Consider the following 22,666-nt stretch of genomic DNA (forward strand, 5'->3'; position numbering starts at 1 on the left):
GTATGCAATGCGTCGGGATCGGCTGCTGCTGCATCCTCTCCCCAGCAATGCGCCTTAACCGTCTGCGACGTGATAGGAAAGCGCCTGAAATACAGATGGCGCATCGCGCCACAGGCTCACCTGTCCCTGCGCCACGATTGCCCATATCCTGCCATCGCCCGCCGCCTGGGCAGAATCAGTGGCAGAAGGACGCGCCAAACCATTGGGATGCGAATGAAAATAGCCGATCAATGCCGGCCCACCGGCACGCGCGGCGCGGTGCGCGGCGATCAATCCGGCCGGATCGATCTCGAAATGATGCGACGGATCTGGTGCCACATTGGTGCATTCCTGCGCCAAGGCGATATGATTTCCATGGCCGAACAAGAGCCCGCATGCCTCAAGCGGGTGCGTCCGCGCCGCTGCGTCGAGCATGGCGGTAAGGGCGGCGGGGGATAGGGTCATATCAAGCGTTGCGCTGACGCCCTTCGACAAGCTCAGGGCGAACGGCGTTTGGGTGACAACAACTTCATTATCCCCCCCTCCGTTCGGGCTGAGCCTGTCGAAGCCCCCTGGCTGAACCCCACTGCCTTGCCGATTGCGCGCCAAAATCTTCAACCGATCCCAGTCACCGTCGATCAAGGCCTGTTTCTTTGCGCGAGACCATCTTTTGATTCGCAACTCAGCCGACAACGCCTCGTCCCGTGTGGCAAAGTCCTGCTGCCAGACCAGTCGGACTGGGCGGCGCTTTGCCGTATAGCCGCTTATGCCGTGTTGGTGCTGCGCCATGCGCGCCTCCAGATCGTCTGTATGCCCAGCATAAAACGATCCGTCGGCGCAGAGCAGCAGGTAGGCATGAAAGGCCATAGCGCTGTGAGATAAGGGGCCAACCATACTTGGTCTATCCCTATCGCCTACCCCCTTGTTCCGACGTCAAAGAATACCCATATCCTCAATCCAATGGGGGAATTAGACGATATTCTGACCGGCACGATCGCCGCGCCCGGCCGCCTTGACAAGGCCTTGGCCGACGCCAGTGGCCTGTCGCGCGAGCGCATCAAGGCGCTGCTCGACGAGGGGCGCATTACGCTGGACGGGCAGGGCGTTCGCCAGGCCTCGCTCAAGGTTGCCGCTGGCGCTGCATTCGTCGTGCGCGTGCCCGCCGCGGCCCCGGCAGAGGCGGTGGCGCAGGATATTCCGCTGTCGGTAACCTACGAAGACGATGCCTTGATCGTGGTGGACAAGCCGGCCGGGCTGGTCGTTCACCCGGCCGCCGGCAATCCCGATGGCACGCTGGTCAATGCCCTGCTGCATCATTGCCGCGGGCAGCTTTCGGGTATCGGCGGTGTGGCACGGCCAGGCATCGTGCACCGGATCGACAAGGATACCTCGGGCCTGCTCGTCGTGGCAAAGAGCGATGCCGCCCATGAAGGATTGGCTCGCCAGTTTGCCGATCACTCGATCGTGCGCGCCTACAAGGCGGTTACCGCCGGCCGGCCCATGCCTGCTGCTGGCACGATCCGCGGCGCGATTGCGCGTTCGGTGCATGATCGCAAGAAGATGGCTCTGGTCGATGATGGGCGTGGCAAGCATGCCGTCACGCACTATCGCACGCTCTCGCCCCTTGATGGCGCGGCCCTGGTCGAATGCCGCCTGGAAACGGGGAGAACCCACCAGGTCCGCGTTCACCTTGCATCAATCGGCCATTCGCTATTGGGTGATCCTGTCTATGGACGCGCACCCGCAAGAATTCGCCCCATTCTGGCCCGGATCGGCTTTGCCCGGCAGGCACTGCACGCGGCAGAATTGGGCTTCATTCACCCGATTAGCGGTAAAGCGCTCCATTTCACCAGCTCGACGCCCGTCGATATGACGGAACTGATTGTCGAACTGGGCGGTTCTTGAGCTTGATCATGGTATAAATCGATTACTGTGTACCAAAAGGATGTGTGGCCCCACCGGGGAATGCTCGCTAGAGGTTCTTCATCGGGGAACTGACGCGACGAAAGGATGTGTTCAGGTGAGCAACAAGACAGCAGTGGCCAAAGCCCCCGCGACCGTTCCGGCCTTGGGCGGGGAAGCTAGCCTCAACCGCTATCTCTCTGAGATTCGCAAATTTCCGGTGCTTACGGCTGAGCAGGAATACATGCTCGCCAAGCGCTATCAGGAACATGCCGATCCTGAAGCCGCAGCGCAGCTGGTGACCAGCCATCTGCGACTCGTGGCCAAGATCGCCATGGGCTATCGCGGATATGGCCTGCCCGTGTCCGAGCTGATTTCCGAAGGGAACATCGGCCTGATGCAGGGCGTCAAGAAGTTCGAGCCCGATCGCGGCTTCCGCCTGGCGACGTATGCCATGTGGTGGATCAAGGCCTCGATGCAGGAGTTCATTCTGCGCTCCTGGAGCCTCGTCAAGATGGGCACCACCGCTGCGCAGAAGAAGCTGTTCTTCAACCTGCGCCGCATGAAGAAGAACCTCGAGGCGTTCGAAGACACCGACCTGTCGCCCGAAGACGTCAAGAAGATCGCCACCGACTTGGGCGTGCCCGAGCAGGAAGTGATCAACATGAACCGGCGCATGATCATGGGTGGCGATGCCAGCCTGAACGTGCCGCTGCGCGAAGACGGCGAGGGCACTTGGCAGGATTGGTTGACCGACGATCGCCCCTTGCAGGACGAGACGGTGGCCGACGCCGAGGAAGCGCACTATCGCCACGACATGCTGGTCGAAGCGATGGGCAGCCTCAACGATCGCGAGCGTCACATCCTGACCGATCGCCGCCTGGTAGATGACCCCAAGACGCTGGAAGAACTGAGCCAGGTCTATAACGTCAGCCGCGAACGCGTGCGCCAGATCGAAGTGCGCGCCTTTGAAAAGCTGCAGAAGGCGATGCAGCGCATCGCCGGCGAACGGCACTTGCTGCCGGCAAGCTGATTGATTTGAGCATGATGGAAAAGCCCGGTTGTCCAGAGGGGTGGCCGGGCTTTTTTGTTGGCATTCGAGATTGCGTGGGGCCTCGGATCAAGTCCGGGGCGATGATTGTGGGATCTCATTCGTCAGTTTGAAGTCTCCCGTCGCCCCGGACTTGATCCGGGGCCCTACGCGAGGTTTGCCCCTCAATGAAAATCCCGTGATCTCGGCAACACCCGCACCTGCCGCGGATGCCGTGCCAAGGCGGGATCGGGCGCTGGCACTCCACCATCCTCTTGCAACTCTGCCAAAGCAGCACTGGCATCATGAACGCAAGACACCATCAGGTGCACCACGCCTTCCTTGCTGCGTTGCACCTCTCCATCGATCACCATGAGCCGCGCCGCCATGACAGGGCGCCGCTGCTTCTCGAAATCGCGGGCCCACATCAGGGCATTGACCACGGCGGTTTCATCTTCGATCGTAATGAAAATGGCGTTGCCCTTGCCGGGCCGTTGCCGCACCAGCACCACGCCGGCCACGCGCACCTTCTGCCCGTCGCGCGCGGCGTTGACGTCGGCACAGGATATCGCGCCGCGCGCGGCAAAGCTGTCGCGCAAGAACTGCATCGGATGGCCTTTGAGCGAAAGCCGCTGGGTCTGGTAATCGGCCACGACTTCTTCGGCCAGGGGCATGGCGGGCAGGGCGGCATCGGGTTCGGCCGCCAGTTCGGGCGCATCCAGCGCGGCAAACAGGGGCAGTTGCCTGGGCGGCACGCGGCGCACGTCCCAGCCAGCCTGGCGCCGATCGCGGCCCAGAGAGACCATGGCATCGGCATCGGCCAAAAGCGCCAGCGCGCGCGGCGGCAATTGCGCACGGCGCGCCAAGTCTTCGGGAGAGTCAAACACGCCAGCCACGCGGGCGCGCACGATCGCGGCGGCCCATTCTTCTTTGAAGCCATCGATCATCCGCAGGCCAAGGCGCAGGGTGCGCGCATCGTCCAGCGTGCAATCCCACCAACTGCGGTTCACATCGGGCCCGTGCACCACCACGCCGTGTTCGCGCGCATCGCGCACCAGTTGGGCCGGGGCATAGAACCCCATGGGCTGGCTGTTGAGCAGGGCACAGGTGAAAACGCCGGGGTAATGGCATTTCAACCATGACGAGACATAGGCCAGCCAGCCAAAGGCTTGGGCGTGGCTTTCGGGAAAGCCATATTCGCCAAAACCCTTGATCTGTTCAAAGCAGCGCTCGGCAAAATTCGGCGGATAGCCGCGCGAAACCATGCCGGTGATGAACTTCTCCTGGTAATTGGTGACCGTGCCATGGTTGCGGAACGTGGCCATGGCACGGCGCAGGCCATCGGCCTCGGGCGGGGAGAAGCCGGCGGCCACGATGGCCAGCTTCATCGCCTGCTCCTGAAACAGTGGCACGCCCAGGGTCTTTTCCAGAACCTCTTGCAATTCACCTTTCGGGCCGGGGTACTCCACCTTCTCTTCGCCATTGCGGCGGCGCAGATAGGGATGAACCATGCCGCCCTGGATCGGCCCCGGTCGCACGATCGCCACCTGGATCACCAGGTCATAGAGCTTGCGCGGTTTCATCCGGGGCAGCATCGCCATCTGCGCGCGGCTCTCCACCTGGAACGTGCCCACGCTGTCTCCCCGGCACAGCATGTCGAACGTCGGCACGTCGTTGCGAGGCACGGTGGCCAACGTATAGCGCCCCAGGTTCAGCCGCTCCATCAGGTCAAAGCTCTTGCGGATGCAGGTGAGCATGCCCAGCGCCAGCACGTCCACCTTCATCAGCTTGAGAACGTCGATGTCGTCCTTGTCCCATTCGATGAACGTGCGATCGGGCATGGCGGCATTGTGGATCGGCACCAGTTCATCCAGCCGGCTCTGGCACAGCACAAAGCCGCCGACATGCTGCGAAAGGTGGCGCGGGAACGTCAGCAACCGATCGACCATGTCGCGTAGGCGGGCGATCTCGCGGTTTTCAGGGTCGAACCCGGCCTGCGACAGGCGCTCTTCGGGCAGCGAGCCGCGCCCCCAACTGCCCCACACCGTGCCGGAAAGCCGCGCCGTGACATCTTCCGACAGGCCCAGCGCCTTGCCCACGTCACGAATGGCGCTGCGCTGGCGATAGCGGATCACCGTGGCGACGATCCCGGCGCGCTCGCGGGTGTAGCGGTGGTAGATATATTGCATCACCTCTTCGCGCCGCTCATGCTCGAAATCCACGTCGATATCGGGCGGCTCATGGCGCTCTTCGGAAAGGAAGCGAGAGAACAGCAGCTTTTCCTGAACCGGATCGATCGGCGTGATGCCGAGCAGATAACAGACGAGGGAATTGGCCGCAGATCCACGACCCTGGCACAGGATCGGCGGGGAAAGACTGCGCGCATAGCGCACCACATCGTGCACCGTCAGAAAATAATAAGCATAATTTTTTGAAGAGATTAGGCGAAACTCTTCATCCAGAACCTCTTGGTATCCAGGCGGCAGGCCATGGGGGAACTGGCGTGCTGCATTCTCCCGCACCAGATGTTCGAGCCAAGCCTGCGGGTTCCAGCCTTCCGGTACCGGCTCGTGCGGGTATTCATATACGATCTGGTCCAGCGTGAAATCGATGCAATCCAGCCAGTCGCGTGTCGCTTCCAGGGCCTCTGGGCACAGGGTGAAAAGACGGGCCATTTCGGCCGGCGGCTTGATATGCCGCTCGCCATTGGCGGCAAGGCGGCGCCCGGCGGCATGCACGGTGGTGCCAAGCCGCGTGGCCGTCAGCACGTCATGCAGGGGGCGGTCTTCGGGCACGGCATAGCGCGGATCATTGCTGGCAATCAGCGGCACGCCGGCGCTTTGCGCCAAGGCCATCCGCCGGGCAAGATCGCGGCCATCGGCCCCGGCACGCGGCATCGTGGCCGCCAGCCAGAGGTGGGGCGCAGCCTCGGCCAGGCGGGCGAGCAGATCGGCGCTGCCATCCATCGCGATCAGGGCCAGCCCATCGGCATGCTCCAGCAGATCGGGCAGGGTGAGGTGGCACTCGCCTTTCTCCACGCGGCGATTGCCCATGGTGAGCAGGCGCGTCAGCCGTCCCCAAGCCGCGCGCGTGGTGGGATAGGCGGCAATATCGGGCGTGCCATCGGCAAAGCACAGCCGTGCGCCAACCTTGAGGGCAAAGCCGCCAGCCTTGCCGCCAATTTCTTGCCACGCGGCATGGGCACGCACCACACCGGCCACGCTGTTGCGATCGGCGATGCCGATGCCTTTGAGGCCCAGCCCATGGGCGCGCGCAACCATTTCCGCCGGATGGGCCGCCCCCCGCAGAAAGCTGAAATTGGTGGCAGCGACAGGTTCTGCAAAGAACGGAACCCCGGTCATGAAAACAGCCCGTGGACATACCAGGCCGGCGTGGTTTGCGTGCCATAGAGGCCGCGCCGGAACACCCACAGGCGGCGGCCGTGCCCATCCTCGATCCGGTAATAATCGCGCGTGGTGCGCTCTGCGCCGGTGCCCATATGCCCGCCGCGCTGGCGCCACCATTCAGGCGCGATGCGCTCGGGCCCTTCGGCGTGGACCACTTCATGCACCGTGCCGCGCCAGCGCAGGCGCAGCGGCGGGCCATCGGGCACCCCGGCGATCACCTCGATCCCCTGCGGCGGATCGAACAGCAGCAGGGGGCGGGGCATGGTGGTAAGAGCAAACGAAACGGTTCCGTTCCATTTAGCGGCCGGCGTCTGAACCTGTGCCTGCTCGGGCATGTGGCGATTGGCCGGGATCAGGCGCAGCACGGCATCCTGGCCCAACCGCACGCCCAGCCGATCGATCAGCGCCTGCAGATTGTCCTGGTTTTCCTCGGCCTGGTCCAGTCCGGTCTGTCGCGCAGCCAGGGGTTCGGCCCGCTTGACCGCCAGGGTGATGGCATCGAACCCGAAACCGGGATCGATCGGATCAGCCAGACTGTCGATCCGCTCGCGCAGCAGGCGGACGACCACAAGCGGATCGCGCGTGGGCTGGCCGGTTTCCACCTGCAGGCGCCGCCGCGCGCCATCGCTGCGATGCAGGGTCAGGGCAAAGCGCCGCCCGCCCAGCCGGCGCTGTTCCATCTGCGCGGCAACCTGGCGCAAGAGATCCTCGGCCACCTCGAGCACGTCATCGGTGCGGGCGATGGGTTCGGCAAAGCGTGCCTCGGCCCGGATCGGGGCCTGCATGGGTTGCGGGGCCAAGGGGGCAGCAACGTCTCCGGTCAACTGGCGCAGGCGCAGCACCACCCCTTCGCCAAAGCGCGCCGCCAGGGCCGGGGCCGGGCGTGTGGCCAGATCGCCCAGACGCTTGAGTCCGGCGCGGCGCAGTGCGCTGGCGGCCTCCTCGCTCAGGTCGAGCGCGGCCACTGGCAGGGCTGCCACATCCTCCGCGCGGCGTTGCGCCGGCGTGCCGTGACGGGCCAGGGCGCGCGCCGCGGCCGGATTGCAGGCGAGGGCATGGATCGTGGAAAGTGCTGTAATTTCAGAAGCCTTTTCCACCATATTGGCTTCCGATCCGAAGAGGTGCGCGCAGCCACTGATATCCAGCAGCAAACCATCGGGGGGATCGGGCATGACGCTGGGGGTCAGCGAGTGCATCGCCGTGGCCAGGTGCGCCAGCAGCGTGGCATCGGCGGCCGGATCATGGGGCAGGGTGAGCAGATCGGGGCAGCGGGCGCGCGCATCAGCCAGGGTCATGCCAGGGGCCAGGCCGTGGCGAGCGGCGTCGCGCTCTACCGCCATCAGGCGCAACGCCTGGCCACTGCGCGCCACCAGGGCCAGCGGCACGCCTGCGGGCAGCGGGTCTGCCGATGTGGCCCTAACCCGCTCGCAGGGCAGCCAGGGGAAGTACAGCGCCAGATGGCGCCGCCTGTCCGTTTTCGCTCCGGTTGGAGGTGCCGGTGGTGTCCCGGAAACCGCCATGTTGTTCATCCCATTGCAAATGCCACGTTTGCCCCGCCGGCCCACCCCGCCAGCGCAGCGCCTCTACCGCCAAAGCCGGCAAGCCGGGCGGACGCACTTGCGCACCCGGTGGCGCTGCGAGGGGTTGGGATGGCGCACTGGCAACCTGCCAGCGGGTATGTGCGGCGCTGGGCTGCGCCTTGGCGGCATGGCGCAACAGCACGACCGGCGTTTGCGTGCGTTCGGCAGCCAGCACGAAGCGCCGGCTGGCCGTCAGGTCATAGCCTTTCAAGGGCCCCTCGCTTTCCAGCAAGACCAGCGCCAGGCCAGGGCAGCGTGCGCCCTCCAGCCCGGCGCGCAGCAGAGTGGCAGCGTCGCCTGCCTCTACCAGCAGCAGCCGCGCCGGATCGATACCCAGCAACATCAGTCCTTCACCGTAAAGCGCCAGTGACGGGCGCCCGCCACTGCGCACCATCAGCACGGTGCCACTGCGATTCGCCGCGCCCAGCCCCAAGGCAAAGGCAAGCCCCGCCGCGCGATCATCACCTTGCCCATGCACTTCATGCACTTGGCCCGCCGCCAGCACAGGCACGGGACGCTGCAAGGCCGGGCGCAGGCGCCAGGCCGGGGTGGTGAGGATCGAGGCGGAAACACTTTCCATGTTCCTATTATGTTCCATTTCTCACTCCCTGTCGAGGCTGGCCGTTGGAACAGGTGGGGATAGGGTTGCGATTGTATTGACATTGTACATACAAAGGCGGATATTCACGCCATGGACCAGTCTCCCCAAATGATCCCAAGCAAGGGCAGCATCAATCTGCGGATCGAGGCTGCCACCCGCCAGCTTATTGACGAAGCAGCGGCCATTCTGGGCAAGACCCGCACCGAATTCATGATCGAAAGCGCGCGCCAACAAGCGATCGACGTCTTGCTCGATCAGCGATTGTTCGCACTGGAAAGCCAGGACCATGCGGCCTTCATGGCCGCGCTGGACAATCCGCCCGAGCCTGGCCCGAGGCTGAAGGCACTGATGCGGCGGGTGCCGACATGGCAACGGGAAGACTGACTGCGCCAGTCCCTCTGGCCGATGACCATGAGGTTGACGAGTTCGATTGCGGAGAGCCGGCGCTCAATGCCTGGTTGCAACAGAGGGCGCGTCGCAACGAGGGGCGCTTCGCGCGTACCTATGTCGTATGCCAAGGCCAGAAGGTGGCGGCGTATGTCTGCATCCTGGCAGGGGCAGTAGAACGGCGTGAAGCACCATCTCGTCTGCGCCGCAACGCGCCTGATCTGATCCCCGTATCGATCATCGGACGCCTTGCGGTGAATCGGCGCCATGCCGGGCAGGGCCTCGGTAGCGATCTATTGGCCGATGCTCTGCGCCGCATAGCCTTGGCGGCACAAAGCATCGGCATCGGTGCGGTGATGGTTCACGCCAAGAATGAGCAGGCTCGGCGCTTTTACCTGAAATGCGCCGAGTTTCTGGAATATCCGGCCGATAGCCGAACCCTGTTCCTGCCCATAGAGACGCTGATCGCGGCTCTACCATGATGGGTCACTTCATCGTCGGGATAACGAAGCTCTGGTCCACCACGTCGCCCGAGGTGCTGGGCCAGCGCTGGGTCACGGTCTTGGTGCGGGTGTAGAAGCGCACGCCGTCCATGCCGTACTGGTTGAGATCGCCAAAGCCCGAGCGCTTCCACCCGCCAAAGCTGTGATAGGCCACCGGCACCGGGATCGGCACGTTGATGCCGACCATGCCCACTTCCACCTTGGCGGCAAAGTTGCGGGCGGCGGCGCCGTTGCGGGTGAACATGGCCACGCCATTGCCATAGGCGTGGTTGGTGGCCAGCGCGATGGCTTCATCGACATCGTGCGCGCGCACGATCTGCAGCACCGGGCCGAAGATTTCCTCCTGGTAGCTGCGCATTTCCGGGGTCACGCGGTCAAACAGCGTGGGCGCCAGGAAATTGCCGTTTTCATAGCCTTGCAGCGAGAAGCCACGACCATCGACAACCAGTTCGGCGCCTTCGTCCACGCCCATCTGGATATAGCTTTCGATCCGCGCCTTGTGCTGGGCGGTCACGACCGGGCCATAGTGGGCGGCTTCATCGGTGGAAATGCCCACCTTGAGGCCGGCGATCCCGTCGATCAGGCGGGCGCGCAGTTCCTCGGCGGTCTTGTCACCCACCGGCACCACCACGGGCAGAGCCATGCAGCGTTCGCCTGCCGAGCCATAGGCCGCGCCGAGAATGTCACTGACTACCTGGTCGAAATCGGCGTCGGGCAGCACGATGCCGTGGTTCTTGGCGCCGCCCATGCACTGCATGCGCTTGCCCGCCTGGGCGCCGCGCTGATAGACATAGTTGGCGATGTCGGACGAGCCGACGAAGCTGACCGCCTTGATGCGCGGATGATCGAGCACGGCATCGACCGCCACCTTGTCACCATGCACCACGTTGAACAGGCCGGCTGGGCCGCCCGCCTCGATGAACAGTTCGGCCAGCATTACCGGCACCGAAGGATCGCGTTCCGACGGCTTGAGAATGAAGGCGTTGCCGGTGGCGAGCGCCGGGCCGCACATCCACAGCGGGATCATCGCGGGGAAATTGAACGGAGTGATGCCGGCGACCACGCCCAGCGGCTGACGCATCGAGAACACGTCGATCCCCGGCCCGGCGCCTTCGGTATATTCGCCCTTGAGCAGGTGGGGAATGGCGCAGACGAACTCGATCACTTCCAGCCCGCGCTGCACATCACCCTTGGCGTCGGCGATCACCTTGCCATGTTCGGCGGAGAGAGCATGGGCGAGCTTGTCCATGTCACGTTCGATCAGGCGCTTGAATTCGAACATCACGCGGGCACGGCGCTGCGGATTGAGCGCGGCCCATTCCGGCTGCACGGCGGCAGCGAGGGCAACGGCCTGATCCACATCGGCTTCGCTCGCCAGGCCAACCTGGGCCTGCACTTCGCCAGTATTGGGATCGAAAACGTCGCTCTTGCGGCCAGAGGTGGCAGCAACGGCGGCACCGTTCAGGAAATGGTCGATCTGGCGCATGGCAACACTCCCGGGAAAAGTCTGATGCCTGGTTGTAGAACGTGCAGGAATATCCTGATACAGACAATTTTGCCAAACAGGTCGTGCAAATTTACAGGAACACCATGCGCATTCGCCAGTGGGACGATTTGAGGATCTTTCTGGAAGTGGCCCGCCACGGCCGCCTGACCGGGGCGGCGCGGGCGCTGGGGCTGGATCATTCCACCGTCTCGCGCCGGCTCGATGGCCTGGAAAGCGGGCTGGGCGCGCGCCTGGTCGATCGTTCGCCGAGCGGCGCGCGGCTGACCGAGGCGGGCCGCGCGCTGTTGTTGCATGCCGAGCGGATCGAGGCGGAAACCCATGCAGCAGACAGCGCGCTGGGCGGGGTGGATACCGAATTGACCGGGACAGTGCGGGTGGCGACCCCGGCCGCCTTTGGCACCTATCTGGTGGCGCCGCGCATTCCGCTGTTCATGGCCCGCCATCCCCGGATCGAACTGGAACTGGCGCCTGAAACCCGCGCTGTCAGCCTGTCCCAGCGCGAGGCGGACCTGGCCGTGACGCTCAAGCGACCGCCGCGCGGGCGGCTCTATGCCCGGCAACTCGCCGCATTCACCGTGGGGTTCTATGCCGCGCCGGCCTATCTGGAGCAGCATGGCGTGCCGAACAGCGTGGCCGACGTGTCGCAGCATCGGCTGATTTCCTATATCGACGATCTGATCGATTGGCCCGAACTGCGCTATCTCGATGAAGTGGCGCCGGGCATGCAGGCGCAGTTCCGCTGCACATCGGCCACGGTGCAACTGGCTGCGGTGCAGGCGGGCGGGGGCGTGGGCCTGCTGCACACTTTTGCCGCCGATGGTGATCCTGGCCTGGTGCGGGTCTTGCCCGATGTGGCCGTGCCGCGCGCCTACTGGCTGGTTGTGCATGCCGAACTGCGGCGCCTGCCGCGGGTGCGCGCCGTGGCGGAATTCCTGGAAGAAGCCGCACATGCTGCCGGATACGGGGCCGCGCGCAACGCAAAATAAGCAGGTGCCGGGGCAGACAAGCGCAGATGGCCTTCCTATCTAGGCCGCAAGACACCTTGCCGGAGCGCACCTTTGACCGATACTGCCACGCTCGACGCTGCCTTTCCCCTGCTGGCCACGCATGGCCAACCGCGCTTTGCGCAAATCCACGCCGATGACATTGTGCCGGCCGTAACCGCCGCGATCGCCGATCACCAGGCTGCCATGGCCGCGTGCGTGGCGCGCGCCGGCGATCCGGCCATGCTGGCATTCAAGGAAGAAGCCGATCGCCGCATCAGCGAGGCCTGGGGCGTGGTGGGCCATCTGCTGGCGGTGACCAACACCCCGGAATTGCGGGCCGCGCAGGCACAGGCGCAGCCGCTGATCGCCGCGCACTTTGCCGCCGTGGGCCAGGACCGCGCGCTCTATGAGGCGATCCGCGCGATCGATCCTACGGCGCTTGATCCGCTAGCCGCCCGCGCCCGCGAACTGGCTCTGCGCGATTTCGAACTGTCCGGCGTGGCGCTCGATGGTGATGACGCGCGCGACTTTGCCGAAAACCAGGTGGAGCAGGGCCGCCTGGCGACCGAATATGCCAATGCCGTGATGGACGCGACCGAGGCCTGGAGCCTGCACGTGACCGATACGGGCCGCCTGGCCGGTATTCCCGACGCGGACCTTGCCGGCATGGCAGCAGCTGCGCGGGCCAAGGGGCATGAAGAGGGCTGGCTGATCACGCTGCATGCCCCGGTGGTGGTGGCAGTGCTGACCTATGCCCAGGATCGCGCGCTGCGCCACGAGGTACAGCAGGCCTATGCCACCCGCGCATCGGACCAGGGGCCCAACGCCGGGGAGTTTGACAACGGGCCGCGCATGGCCGCGCTGCTCGCCCTGCGCGCCAAGGCGGCGCAGCTGCTGGGCCAGGGCGATGCCGCGAGCCTGTCGCTGGCCACCAAGATGGCCGAAAGCCCCGATGCGGTGGAAGCCTTCCTGACCGACCTGGCCGCGCGCACCCGCCCGCTGGCCCAGGCCGATCTGGCCGATCTGGCCGCATTTGCCGGCAGCGAGCTGGGCATCGAGACGCTCGAACCCTGGGACATGGGCTTTGCCACCGAGCGCGCGCGCCTCGCCCGCCATGCGCTCGATCAGTCCGAGGTGCGCCGCTACCTGCCGCTCGACAAGGTGCTGCCGGCGCTGTTCGGCCATGTGGAGCGGCTGTTCGGCGTGGTGTTCAAGGAAGTGCCGGGCAGCGGCCTATGGCATGATGACGTGCGCCAGTTCGACCTGTTCCGTGCCGGGGCGGATGCTCCGTTTGCCCGGCTCTATGCCGATTTCTTTGCGCGCGAGGGCAAGCGCGGCGGCGCCTGGATGAACGTGTGCCGCTCGCCCAGCCGGGCCGCCGATGGGGCGCAGATGCCGGTTGCCTATCTTATCACCAATTTCGCCCAGGCCGCGCCGGGCAAGCCGGCGTTGCTCCAGCATGCCGACGTGGTGACCCTGTTCCACGAAATGGGCCACTGCCTGCATCACCTGCTGGGGGAGGGGGATATCCCCTCGATCGGCGGGATCAGTGGAGTGGAATGGGATGCGGTGGAACTGCCCAGCCAGTTCCTGGAAAACTTTGCCTATGATCCCGCCGTGCTCAAGGCCGCATCGGCGCATGAGGAAACGGGCGAACCGCTGCCCGATGCCTTGATCGAGCGCCTCAACGCCGCGCGCGGTTTCATGGGCGCGCTGGCGGTGCTGCGCCAGATCGAATTCGCGCTGTTCGATATTCGCCTGCACCGCGCTGCTGCCGATGCGCCCGATGTGCAGGGGCTGCTCGACGCCGTGCGGGCCGAGGTGGCGGTGATGCGCTATCCGGCGTGGAACCGCTTTGCCCATGCCTTCAGCCATATCTTTGCCGGCGGCTATGCGGCGGGGTATTATTCCTACCTCTGGGCCGAACTGCTCTCGTCCGACGCCTATGAGCAGTTTGCAGCGGCGCCAGAGCGGCAGGCTGAACTGGGCGCCGCATTCCGGCGCGAAGTGCTGTCGCAAGGCGGTGGCCGCCCGGCAATGGACAACTATGTGGCGTTTCGCGGCGGCGCGCCCGATCCTGGGGCGCTGCTGCGGGTGCGCGGTTTGGCGGCCTGAGCGATTGAATTATAAGTAATTACCGTCACCCCGGGCTTTGACCCGGGGTCCTGCTTGCCTGTGCGACGAAACAGAAAAAAGCGGGACCCCGGATCAAGTCCGGGGTGACGAAGAATAAAGTCAGCGCAGCGGCCGCTTTTCGAGCTTTCGCGCCAGGGTGCGGCGGTGCATGCCCAGGCGCCGGGCGGCTTCGGAAATGTTGAAATCGCATTCCACCAGCGTGGAGTGGATGTATTCCCATTCCACCGTCTTGATCGAGGTCTTGCGCGTATCGAGCGGCACGGTGGGATCGCCGCCGACGCGGCCAAAGGCTTCCTCGATATCGTCGGTGTTGGCGGGCTTGGCCAGATAGTGCGCCGCGCCCAGCTTGATGGCTTCCACCGCTGTGGCGATCGAGGCAAAGCCGGTAAGGACGACGATGCGCGTTTCGGGATCGCGTTCAGCCAGCATCTGCACGCAGGTGAGGCCGGAACCGGTGCCGAGCTTCAGGTCCACCACGGCAAACTGGAAATCGTGCGCATCGAGCAGCACTTCCAGTTCATCGGGGCTGGCGGCATGCTCTACCGCATAGCCGCGCCGTTCGAACGAGCGACGCAGGGTGCGGGCAAAGGCGGGATCGTCTTCCACGATCACCAGCGGCAGGGCTTCGTCCTGCGCGGTGAGTTCCAGTTCGGGATCGGGCATGTTCATTCCCCCGTGCGATAGGCCAGCGAGGCCATCGGGATTTCCAGGCGCACCATCGCGCCGCGCGCCGTGCGGTTCTTCACTTCGACCCGGCCGCCCAGCTTGCGCACGACGTTGACGACCAGGAACAACCCCAGCCCGCCACCGTCACGGCCCTTGGTGGAATTGTAGGGGCGGCCGATCGATTCCAGCATGTCGGGCGCGAAACCGGGGCCGAGATCGAGCACGGTCAGCACGATGTCGCCCCCGGTCATCTCGGCGCGGATTTCCACGAAATCGGGCGAGACTTCCAGGGCATTGTCGATGACATTGCCGATGATCTGGCGCAGCGCGGGATCGGCCACGATCGGGTGATCGGTCTCCACCATGTTGCGCAGGCGGATCACGCCATGGCCACGCTCGTTCCATTCGGCCGCGATGGTGCCAAGAAAATCGCCCAGCGTAGTGATCTGCGGGTTTTCGCCGCGCGCTTCCCCGGCGCTGAGCAGGATGCCCGAGAGGATCGATTTGCAGCGCTTGAGTTCGGAAGCCATGTCCTGCAACTCTTCGCGCAGGTCCTGGTCGGCCATGATTGCGGGATGGCGCTGCCAATCGCCCAGGATGACCGACATCGTCGCCATCGGCGTGCCCAGTTCGTGCGCCGCGCCTGAGGCAAGCAGGCCCAGGCGCACGATATGCTGTTCCTCGGTCGCCTGCTGGCGCAAGGCGGCCAGCGCCGTCTCGCTCTGCCGCCGGTTGCGGTCCATGCGGATCACGAAGAACACCAGCAGCGCGGCGACCAGCGCAAAGCAGACGAGATTGCCCAGCTGGAACAGCTCGATCGTGCCATCGAAGGTGCCGGTAGGCAGATCGAGCGGGCGATGGACGAAGGCCAGCCGGGTGACGATCAGCGCGGCCATGCCCGCCACGATCGCGCTCCAGTTGGGGGGCAGCAGGATCGCCGCGATCACGATCTGCATGAGGAACAGGAAGGTGAAGGGGTTGGACGTGCCGCCGCTGAAATAGAGCTGCCAGGCAAGCGCCAGCATATCGAGCGTGAGCGCGCCAAGCAGTTCGACATGGCTGTAGCCCTCGCGCCCGCGATCGAGCAGCAGGGTCAGGCCATTGATCACCACCATCAGCACCGGCACGGCCACCAGCGGCGCCACATCGAGCTTGACGCCCAGCACCCGCACGCTGACCCAGATCGCCACAAGCTGGCCCACGGCAGCAACCCAGCGCAGTTGCACCAGCAGCGCCATGTTGCGCGCGCTGGCCGCGGGATAGATCGGACGGGTGGAGGAAAGGGGCGGGGTGGCGCTCATCGCGCCTTGCGCCATACCATGATTGCCGCGCCAAGCGAGAGGGCGCAAAGGGCAAACCAGGTCAGCGCATAGGACAGGTGGTTGTTGGGAAACGCGATGACAGTGAGGCCGGACACCGGCACGGGCTGAGCCGTGGGGCGCGGCGTTTCCACTTGCGCGTCGAGGAAATAGCGCGGCTCTGCCACGACCCCGCGGCGCATGTTCATGACGGGCAGATCGCGCGCATACCAGCGCTCTGCCTCGGGCCGGTTGGCGCGAAGGAACGTGCCCTTGGGCTCGCTCGGGCGGATCAGGCCGATGATGGAAACGGGGGTAACGGGAACGGCGCGGCGGGCGGTATCGAGCCGGGTGCCCATCGGCACGAAGCCACGGTTGATCCACACCGGGGCCTGGCCGGGCGTGGCCAGGGGCACCATGACCCAATAGCCATTGCCCAGCGTGCTGGTGGCCGTGGCCAGAACGGTGGCGGCGGGGATGAACCGGCCGGTGATCGCCACGCGATGATAGGCAAGCCGATCAATGGCGCCAGCGGGCACGGCGGCGATGGAGACAGGCGCTGCATGCACGGCGCGCGTCACATCGGCAATCAGCGCCTCTTTCCAGGCGAGGCGCTTTACCTGCCAGATGCCCAGGCCGGCAAAGGTCAGCGCCAGGACCAGCAGAATCGAAACGGGCAGCAAGCGCTGCCTGCTGCCCGTTTGCGAAGTCATGATCAGTCCATCTGCTCGGCGTGCATCGGCATCATGTTGTGGTTCATATGGTACATCACCCACATCGAACCAGAGATGACGATCAGCACGACCACGGCGGTGAAGATCAGGGCCAGCATGTTCCAGCCCCCTTCGGCCTTGCCGTTCATGTGCAGGAAGTAAATCATGTGGACCACCACCTGGACCACGGCAAAGGCCGCGATGACGATGGCAGTGGTGTTCTTGTCGGCAATGGCGCCGCTCATCACCAACCAGAACGGAATGGCGGTGAGCACCACCGACAGCACGAAGCCGATGACATATTCGCGCAGCGAGCCGTGCGGTTCGTCATGGTGGTGGCCGATGGCGTGGGGATTGGCATCCCCGTGCGCGTGGCGGTGGGCCAGGTCGGTATAGTTCTTCGCGCTCATCGCAGCATCCCCATCAGGTAGACGAAGGTGAAGACGCCGATCCACACGACGTCGAGGAAGTGCCAGAACAGCGACAGGCACATCAGGCGCCGCTTGTTGGCCTGGATCAGGCCCTTGCGCGAAACCTGCACCACCAGCGTGAACAGCCAGATCAGGCCGAACGTGACGTGCAGCCCGTGGGTGCCGACCAGCGTGAAGAACGCCGAAAGGAACGCGCTGCGCTGGGGCGTGGCGCCTTCGTGGATAAGGTTGGAGAATTCGTAGAGTTCGATCGACAGGAACGCCGCGCCGAACACGGCGGTGACCAGCAGCCACATCTGCGTCTGGCTGACCGAGCCGCGCTGCATCGCCAGCATGGCAAAGCCATAGGTGATCGACGAGAACAGCAGCATCGAAGTGTTCACCGCCACCAGGGGCAGCTCGAACAACTCGCGCGGGCCGGGCCCGGCGGCATAGTTGCCGCCGAGCACGCCGAACGCTGCGAACAGCATGGCGAAGATGAGACAGTCGCTCATCAGGTAGATCCAGAAGCCCAGCATGGTGCTGTGGCCTTCGGGATGGTCATGCTCGTTCAAGTCCCAGAACTTGCCCAGCTTGGTCAGCGAGGCAGGCAGGGGAGCCGAATGGCCCGAGCTATGGACAGCATCGCTCATGCGGCGGCTCCCTGGTTCTGGGCAAGGCGTTCCAGCTGGGCCGTACGCTGCGCCTCGACGGCGGCAACGTCTTCGGCCGGGATGTGGTAATCGCGCTTGTAGTTGAAGGTGTGGGCGATGGCGCTCACGAGCAGTGCCACGAAGCTGGCCCCGGCCATCCACCAGATATGCCAGATCAGGGCAAAGCCAAGCGCCGTGCTGATGCCAGCCAGGATCACGCCTGCACCCGTGTTGCTGGGCATGTGGATCGGGCGGTAGCCATCAAGCGGACGGCCGACGCCGGCGCGCTTCATGTCTTCCCAGGCATCGAGATCGTGCACGATCGGGGTGAAGGCAAAGTTGTAGGCCGGCGGGGGCGAGCTGGTGGCCCACTCCAGCGTGCGGCCATTCCACGGATCGCCGCTTTCGTCCTTGAGCTCTTCGCGCTTCCAGATCGACACGCCATACTGCACGACCATCGCGCCGATGCCGGCGGCGATCAGCACCGCGCCCAGCAGGGCAACAATGAAGTAGGGCTGCAGGCTGGGATCGTCGAACACGCGGGTCCGGCGGGTCACGCCCATCAGGCCCATGATGTAGAGCGGGGTGAACGCCAGCCAGAAGCCCGGCACCCAGCACCAGAAGCTGACCTTGCCCCAGAACTGGTTGAGCTTGAAGCCAAAGGCCTTGGGCCACCAGTAGTTGATCGCGGCAAACGTACCGAACACCACGCCGCCGATGATCACGTTGTGGAAGTGCGCGATCAGGAACAGCGAGTTGTGCAGCACGAAGTCTGCCGGGGGAACGGCGAGCAGCACGCCGGTCATGCCGCCGATCGTGAAGGTGAGCATGAACGCCACGGTCCACATCATCGGCAGGTCAAAGCGGATGCGACCGCGGTACATCGTGAACAGCCAGTTGAACAGCTTGGCCCCGGTGGGGATGGAGATCACCATGGTGGTGATGCCGAAGAAGCTGTTGACGCTGGCGCCCGAACCCATCGTGAAGAAGTGGTGCAGCCACACGACGTAGGACAGGATGGTGATAACCACGGTGGCATAGACCATCGAGGTATAGCCGAACAGGCGCTTGCCCGAGAACGTGGAGGTCACTTCCGAGAACACGCCGAAGATCGGCAGGATGAGGATGTAAACTTCCGGGTGGCCCCAGATCCAGATGAGGTTGACGTACATCATCGGGCTGCCGCCGAAGTCGTTGGTGAAGAAGTTGGTCCCCACGTAACGGTCGAGCGAGAGCAGCACGAGAACGGCGGTCAGCACCGGGAAGGAGGCAACGATCAGCACGTTGGTGCACAGCGCGGTCCAGGTGAACACCGGCATGCGCATCAGTGTCATGCCCGGGGCACGCATCTTGATGATCGTAGCGATTAGGTTGATGCCCGATAGCGTGGTACCGACACCTGCCACCTGCAGCGACCAGATGTAATAGTCCACGCCAACGCCGGGGCTATAGGCCAGGCCCGACAGTGGCGGGAAGGCCAGCCAGCCGGTCTGGGCAAATTCACCCAGGAACAGCGAGGCCATGACCAGCACGGCGCCGCCCGTGGTCATCCAGAAGCTGAAGTTGTTGAGGAACGGGAACGACACGTCGCGCGCGCCGATCTGCAGCGGCACAACATAGTTCATCAACCCGGTCACGAACGGCATCGCGGCAAAGAAGATCATGATCACGCCGTGGGCGGTGAAGACCTGATCATAGTGGTGCGCGTTGAGATAGCCGTCGCTGCCGTTGAACGCCATTGCCTGCTGCAAGCGCATCATCAGCGCGTCGGCAAAGCCGCGCATGAACATCACCAGACCCAGGATCATGTACATGACCCCGATCTTCTTGTGATCGACGCTGGTGAACCATTCTTTCCAGAGATAGCCCCAGAGGCGGAAATAGGTGAGGGCCCCCACCAGCGCGATCCCGCCAAGGATCACACCAACGAAGGTGACCGCCACGATCGGTTCGTGGAGGAAGGGAAGCTGCTCAAGGGAAATGCGTCCCAGGAGCGGAGACCACGGCGGTGGGGCAGTGGCGGGAAGGGGGACAGCGGTCATCGCAATATCCATCGGTCAGAAAAATGGGGCCGGATCAAATCTGGTGCGGCGTATCGGATCGGCAACCTGCCTCAAGAGGCAGGCTGCAGTAGCGGGCCGGCCAGGCTGACCCGGGGACCAGTTGCCTGGTTGATTCCGGCGCCACGCAGGCGATCGAGCGTCTTGGGCAGAGGCGCGTCACCGCTGGGTGCGGCCATCGGGCGGTTGTCGCTGCAATAGGCCTTCACGAAGCGGTCGGTCTGGGCCACGACGCTGCCAGGCAGGACTGCCGTTTCGGTGGCGCGGCCGTTCTTGTCATAGGTCAGCGCGGCCACGTTCAGGCGCGCTGCTTCCTTGCCCACGCCGCCCTTGGCATCGAGCATGGCCATCTGGCTCATGCAGATCTTGCCGGGCTGCACGCAGAGATCGACAACGGCGTTGAACAGATCGGGAGCGACACCAGCATAGTGACGCACCGGATCGGCAATGCTGGGCTTGTCGAGCTGGAGATAGGCATCGCGGCTGAGCATTCCGTCGTTCTTGCCGGCCTTCACGCTGGCCACCCATTGGTCGAACTGCGCATCGGACACGGCACGCGTGGCAAAGTGCATCTGCGAGAAGCCCGCGCCGCTGAAGTGTGCGGAAATGCCCTTGAACGCGCCTTCCTGGTTGAACACGGCGTGCAGCTTGGTTTCCATGCCGGGCATGGTGTAGATCATGCCGGCCAGCGCGGGGACATAGAAGGTGTTCATCACGGTGGACGAGGTCATGCGGAAGCGCAGCGGCCGGCCGGCGGGAACCACCAGTTCATTGACCGTGGCGATGTTCTGTTCGGGATAGATGAACAGCCACTTCCAGTCCATCGACACCACTTCGACCTCTACCGGCTTGGCATTGGCGGCGACCGGGGTCTGCGCATCAATGCGCGAGATCGCGCGATAGGGATCGAGCAGGTGGGTGCCGACCCAGGTGACCGCGCCCAGCGCGATGATGATCATCAGCGGCGCGGCCCAGATCATCAGTTCCAGCTGAGTGGAGTGGTTCCAGTCCGGATCGTACTTGGCCTCGGTGTTGGTGGCGCGGTAACGCCACGCGAAAATGACAACCGTGGCCATGACAGGCACGACGATCAACAGCATGAGCAACGTGGCCACAATGACCAGATCGCCCTGCTGGCGAGCGACATCGCCCGCGGGGTTGAGCACGACCCAGTCGCAGCCGGCAAGCGGCAGGGCCAGGAGCGGGACGATGGCGCAGCGCAGCAGGCGCGCCCGATTCAAGAGTTTCGCACGCATGTGGCGCACCTAGAAGCGCTGGGCCGTGCAAACGATAGGACATTTTGTCCAATCCCCTTCGCGGCTGCACAAAGACAATAGGGCACATAAGGGCAGGTCGCATGCGTGCGGCCGGCCGGTCGGCGCGTTTGCGAGAAATGCGCGGGATCCAAGGAGTTTGTGTCAGTCATGACTGCTGCCGTAGTCGATAATCACGAAGGGCTGGGGAGCGATTCCCACGCCGGGCACGGTTCGATTTCCCCGGGCGAGATCGCCATCGGCGTGATCATCGGACGGACCTCGGAGTTCTTCGACTTCTTCGTCTATGCGATCGCCTCGGTGATCGTGTTCCCCAAGGTCTTCTTTCCTTACCTGGACCCGCTCAACGCCACGCTGGCGTCGTTTGCGGTGTTCCCGCTGGCGTTCATCGCCCGCCCGGTCGGCTCGCTGTTCTTCATGTGGCTCGACCGTGCATTCGGCCGTGGCTTCAAGCTGACGGTGGCGCTGTTCGGCCTGGGTGGCTCGACCGCGGCGATCGCGTTCCTGCCCGGCTATGCCGAAATCGGCCACAACGCGGTGCTGCTGCTCGCGCTGTTCCGCCTGGGCCAGGGCTTTGCGCTGGGCGGCACGTGGGATGGCCTGGCCTCGCTGCTGGCGCTCAACGCGCCGGCGGGCAAGCGTGGCTGGTATGCCATGATCCCGCAGCTGGGCGCGCCGCTTGGCCTGATCGTGGCCAGCCTGCTGTTCGCGTTCTTCACCGCCTCGCTGCCGGCTGACGATTTCCTGTCGTGGGGCTGGCGCTTCCCGTTCTTCGTGGCCTTTGCGATCAACGTGGTGGCGCTGTTCGCGCGCCTGCGCATCGTGGTGACGCCGGAATTCCAGCGCTTGTTCGAATCGCGTGACCTTGTCGCCGAAAGCGCGCTCGTCACCATCCGCGAACAGTGGAAGACCATCCTGATCGGCGCCTTTGCACCGCTCGCCAGCTTTGCGCTGTTCCACATGGTCACGGTGTTCCCGCTGTCGTGGGTGTTCATCTTCACCTCGGAAGAGCCGACCCGCTTCCTCACCATCGAAGCCATCGCCGCTGCCGTGGGCGTGGCCGCGATCGTCATCTCGGGCCTGGTGGCCGACCGCGTTGGCCGCCGCACGCTGCTCGGCTTCTCGGCCGCCGCGATTGCCGCGTTCTCGGGCTTTGCCCCGCAGTTGCTGGGCATTGGCGTGGCCGGCGAAGTGTCGTTCATGCTCACCGGCTTCGTGCTGCTGGGCATTTCGTTCGGGCAGTCTTCGGGTGCCGTGGCCGATGCCTTCGAAACCCGCCACCGCTACACCGGTTCGGCGCTGACCAGCGACTTGGCCTGGCTGCTGGGCGCGGGCTTTGCGCCCTATGCGGCGCTGTGGCTGTCGGCCAACTATGGCCTGCTGGCTTCGGGTGCCTACCTGCTGTCGGGCGCGATCGGCACGATCGTGGCGCTGTGGGCCAACCGCACCGCGGCGACCAACTGAGCCATCTGGCAAAGCAACAAGAAGGGGCGGTTCGGATCAATCCGAACCGCCCCTTTTTTGTTCACCAACGGTGATCAGGCTGTTCTCCCCCTCCTCTTCAGAGGAGGGGG

Annotated in this window: 19 protein-coding genes; 7 read left to right on the forward strand and 12 right to left on the reverse strand. The window is 64.6% G+C overall.

Translation table 11 applies throughout. The features are described from left to right. Positions 1-54: 54 nt before the first annotated feature. Entirely contained in the window at positions 55-846 is a 792-nt protein-coding gene (locus SCA01S_RS22995; protein ID WP_327195808.1) for a Mov34/MPN/PAD-1 family protein, read from the reverse strand. Between the two features lie 93 nt (positions 847-939). Between SCA01S_RS22995 and SCA01S_RS03610 the strand changes: the two genes are divergently transcribed. Further along, the gene (locus SCA01S_RS03610; RefSeq protein WP_062782925.1) at positions 940-1,884 is read left to right on the forward strand and encodes an RluA family pseudouridine synthase; all 945 of its coding nucleotides are present in this window, start codon (positions 940-942) and stop codon (positions 1,882-1,884) included. 115 nt (positions 1,885-1,999) lie between these two features. Then, positions 2,000-2,914: an RNA polymerase sigma factor RpoH gene (gene rpoH / locus SCA01S_RS03615; RefSeq protein WP_022675464.1), complete on the forward strand. Its 915-nt coding sequence runs from the start codon at positions 2,000-2,002 to the stop codon at positions 2,912-2,914. 182 nt (positions 2,915-3,096) lie between these two features. On the opposite strand, the gene SCA01S_RS03620 is transcribed toward rpoH, so the two are convergent. From SCA01S_RS03620 to SCA01S_RS03630, 3 genes are read right to left on the reverse strand one after another with little or no spacing between them, the layout of a single operon-like run. After that, entirely contained in the window at positions 3,097-6,273 is a 3,177-nt protein-coding gene (locus SCA01S_RS03620) for an error-prone DNA polymerase (protein ID WP_062782928.1), read from the reverse strand. After that, complete coding sequence (locus tag SCA01S_RS03625) at positions 6,270-7,703, reverse strand: Y-family DNA polymerase (RefSeq protein ID WP_412103039.1); 1,434 nt, start codon at positions 7,701-7,703, stop codon at positions 6,270-6,272. Before SCA01S_RS03625 ends, SCA01S_RS03620 begins: the two co-directional genes overlap by 4 nt. A 31-nt stretch (positions 7,704-7,734) precedes the next feature. Next, the gene (locus SCA01S_RS03630; RefSeq protein ID WP_054131121.1) at positions 7,735-8,478 is read right to left on the reverse strand and encodes an ImuA family protein; all 744 of its coding nucleotides are present in this window, start codon (positions 8,476-8,478) and stop codon (positions 7,735-7,737) included. A gap of 111 nt (positions 8,479-8,589) precedes the next feature. Here SCA01S_RS03630 and SCA01S_RS03635 point away from each other — a divergent pair, with 111 nt between their 5' ends. Then, the gene (locus SCA01S_RS03635) at positions 8,590-8,883 is read left to right on the forward strand and encodes a type II toxin-antitoxin system TacA family antitoxin (protein WP_043609985.1); all 294 of its coding nucleotides are present in this window, start codon (positions 8,590-8,592) and stop codon (positions 8,881-8,883) included. Beyond that, complete coding sequence (locus SCA01S_RS03640) at positions 8,865-9,368, forward strand: GNAT family N-acetyltransferase (protein WP_062782931.1); 504 nt, start codon at positions 8,865-8,867, stop codon at positions 9,366-9,368. Before SCA01S_RS03635 ends, SCA01S_RS03640 begins: the two co-directional genes overlap by 19 nt. A gap of 4 nt (positions 9,369-9,372) precedes the next feature. Here SCA01S_RS03640 and SCA01S_RS03645 read toward each other — a convergent pair whose 3' ends face one another. Beyond that, complete coding sequence (locus tag SCA01S_RS03645) at positions 9,373-10,875, reverse strand: CoA-acylating methylmalonate-semialdehyde dehydrogenase (protein WP_062782938.1); 1,503 nt, start codon at positions 10,873-10,875, stop codon at positions 9,373-9,375. 104 nt (positions 10,876-10,979) lie between these two features. Here SCA01S_RS03645 and SCA01S_RS03650 point away from each other — a divergent pair, with 104 nt between their 5' ends. Both SCA01S_RS03650 and SCA01S_RS03655 read left to right on the forward strand, forming a co-directional pair. Beyond that, a complete protein-coding gene (locus SCA01S_RS03650) occupies positions 10,980-11,882 on the forward strand; it encodes a LysR family transcriptional regulator (protein WP_062782941.1) in 903 nt (300 codons plus the stop codon). Between the two features lie 72 nt (positions 11,883-11,954). Then, positions 11,955-13,997, forward strand: a complete 2,043-nt coding sequence (locus tag SCA01S_RS03655) for a M3 family metallopeptidase (RefSeq protein WP_062782944.1) — start codon at positions 11,955-11,957, stop codon at positions 13,995-13,997. A gap of 120 nt (positions 13,998-14,117) precedes the next feature. Here SCA01S_RS03655 and SCA01S_RS03660 read toward each other — a convergent pair whose 3' ends face one another. The 7 genes from SCA01S_RS03660 to cyoA all read right to left on the reverse strand — a co-directional run bounded on the left by SCA01S_RS03660 (position 14,118) and on the right by cyoA (position 21,074). Next, positions 14,118-14,687 (reverse strand): response regulator transcription factor, encoded by a 570-nt coding sequence (locus SCA01S_RS03660; protein ID WP_022677275.1) that lies wholly within the window; start codon positions 14,685-14,687, stop codon positions 14,118-14,120. Further along, the gene (locus SCA01S_RS03665) at positions 14,684-15,985 is read right to left on the reverse strand and encodes an ATP-binding protein (protein WP_062783080.1); all 1,302 of its coding nucleotides are present in this window, start codon (positions 15,983-15,985) and stop codon (positions 14,684-14,686) included. The genes SCA01S_RS03660 and SCA01S_RS03665 overlap by 4 nt, the downstream gene beginning before the upstream one ends. Further along, entirely contained in the window at positions 15,982-16,695 is a 714-nt protein-coding gene (locus SCA01S_RS03670) for an SURF1 family protein (protein WP_062782947.1), read from the reverse strand. Before SCA01S_RS03670 ends, SCA01S_RS03665 begins: the two co-directional genes overlap by 4 nt. 2 nt (positions 16,696-16,697) lie before the next feature. Beyond that, positions 16,698-17,105 carry a cytochrome o ubiquinol oxidase subunit IV gene (cyoD, locus tag SCA01S_RS03675; protein ID WP_022677272.1) on the reverse strand — a complete coding sequence of 136 codons (408 nt, stop codon included), beginning with the start codon at positions 17,103-17,105 and terminating at the stop codon, positions 16,698-16,700. Further along, the gene (cyoC, locus tag SCA01S_RS03680) at positions 17,102-17,758 is read right to left on the reverse strand and encodes a cytochrome o ubiquinol oxidase subunit III (RefSeq protein ID WP_062782950.1); all 657 of its coding nucleotides are present in this window, start codon (positions 17,756-17,758) and stop codon (positions 17,102-17,104) included. The genes cyoD and cyoC overlap by 4 nt, the downstream gene beginning before the upstream one ends. Beyond that, positions 17,755-19,800: a cytochrome o ubiquinol oxidase subunit I gene (gene cyoB / locus SCA01S_RS03685; RefSeq protein ID WP_051146403.1), complete on the reverse strand. Its 2,046-nt coding sequence runs from the start codon at positions 19,798-19,800 to the stop codon at positions 17,755-17,757. Before cyoB ends, cyoC begins: the two co-directional genes overlap by 4 nt. A 71-nt stretch (positions 19,801-19,871) precedes the next feature. Continuing rightward, positions 19,872-21,074: a ubiquinol oxidase subunit II gene (cyoA, locus tag SCA01S_RS03690; protein ID WP_022677269.1), complete on the reverse strand. Its 1,203-nt coding sequence runs from the start codon at positions 21,072-21,074 to the stop codon at positions 19,872-19,874. A 168-nt stretch (positions 21,075-21,242) separates the two neighbouring features. Between cyoA and SCA01S_RS03695 the strand changes: the two genes are divergently transcribed. Further along, positions 21,243-22,556 carry an MFS transporter gene (locus SCA01S_RS03695; protein WP_022677268.1) on the forward strand — a complete coding sequence of 438 codons (1,314 nt, stop codon included), beginning with the start codon at positions 21,243-21,245 and terminating at the stop codon, positions 22,554-22,556. The last annotated feature ends 110 nt before the right edge of the window (positions 22,557-22,666 follow it).

The organism is Novosphingobium capsulatum NBRC 12533, assembly GCF_001598375.1.
Classification (GTDB): Bacteria; Pseudomonadota; Alphaproteobacteria; order Sphingomonadales; family Sphingomonadaceae; genus Novosphingobium; species Novosphingobium capsulatum.

Coding starts and splice junctions, on each gene's coding strand:
- SCA01S_RS22995 (WP_327195808.1), bottom strand. CDS start 846: ATGGCCTTTCATGCCTACCTGCTGCTCTGCGCCGACGGATCGTTTTAT.
- SCA01S_RS03610 (WP_062782925.1), top strand. CDS start 940: ATGGGGGAATTAGACGATATTCTGACCGGCACGATCGCCGCGCCCGGC.
- SCA01S_RS03620 (WP_062782928.1), bottom strand. CDS start 6,273: ATGACCGGGGTTCCGTTCTTTGCAGAACCTGTCGCTGCCACCAATTTC.
- SCA01S_RS03630 (WP_054131121.1), bottom strand. CDS start 8,478: ATGGAAAGTGTTTCCGCCTCGATCCTCACCACCCCGGCCTGGCGCCTG.
- SCA01S_RS03635 (WP_043609985.1), top strand. CDS start 8,590: ATGGACCAGTCTCCCCAAATGATCCCAAGCAAGGGCAGCATCAATCTG.
- SCA01S_RS03640 (WP_062782931.1), top strand. CDS start 8,865: ATGGCAACGGGAAGACTGACTGCGCCAGTCCCTCTGGCCGATGACCAT.
- SCA01S_RS03645 (WP_062782938.1), bottom strand. CDS start 10,875: ATGCGCCAGATCGACCATTTCCTGAACGGTGCCGCCGTTGCTGCCACC.
- SCA01S_RS03650 (WP_062782941.1), top strand. CDS start 10,980: ATGCGCATTCGCCAGTGGGACGATTTGAGGATCTTTCTGGAAGTGGCC.
- SCA01S_RS03660 (WP_022677275.1), bottom strand. CDS start 14,687: ATGAACATGCCCGATCCCGAACTGGAACTCACCGCGCAGGACGAAGCC.
- SCA01S_RS03665 (WP_062783080.1), bottom strand. CDS start 15,985: ATGAGCGCCACCCCGCCCCTTTCCTCCACCCGTCCGATCTATCCCGCG.
- SCA01S_RS03670 (WP_062782947.1), bottom strand. CDS start 16,695: ATGACTTCGCAAACGGGCAGCAGGCAGCGCTTGCTGCCCGTTTCGATT.
- cyoD (WP_022677272.1), bottom strand. CDS start 17,105: ATGAGCGCGAAGAACTATACCGACCTGGCCCACCGCCACGCGCACGGG.
- cyoC (WP_062782950.1), bottom strand. CDS start 17,758: ATGAGCGATGCTGTCCATAGCTCGGGCCATTCGGCTCCCCTGCCTGCC.
- cyoB (WP_051146403.1), bottom strand. CDS start 19,800: ATGACCGCTGTCCCCCTTCCCGCCACTGCCCCACCGCCGTGGTCTCCG.
- cyoA (WP_022677269.1), bottom strand. CDS start 21,074: ATGCGTGCGAAACTCTTGAATCGGGCGCGCCTGCTGCGCTGCGCCATC.
- SCA01S_RS03695 (WP_022677268.1), top strand. CDS start 21,243: ATGACTGCTGCCGTAGTCGATAATCACGAAGGGCTGGGGAGCGATTCC.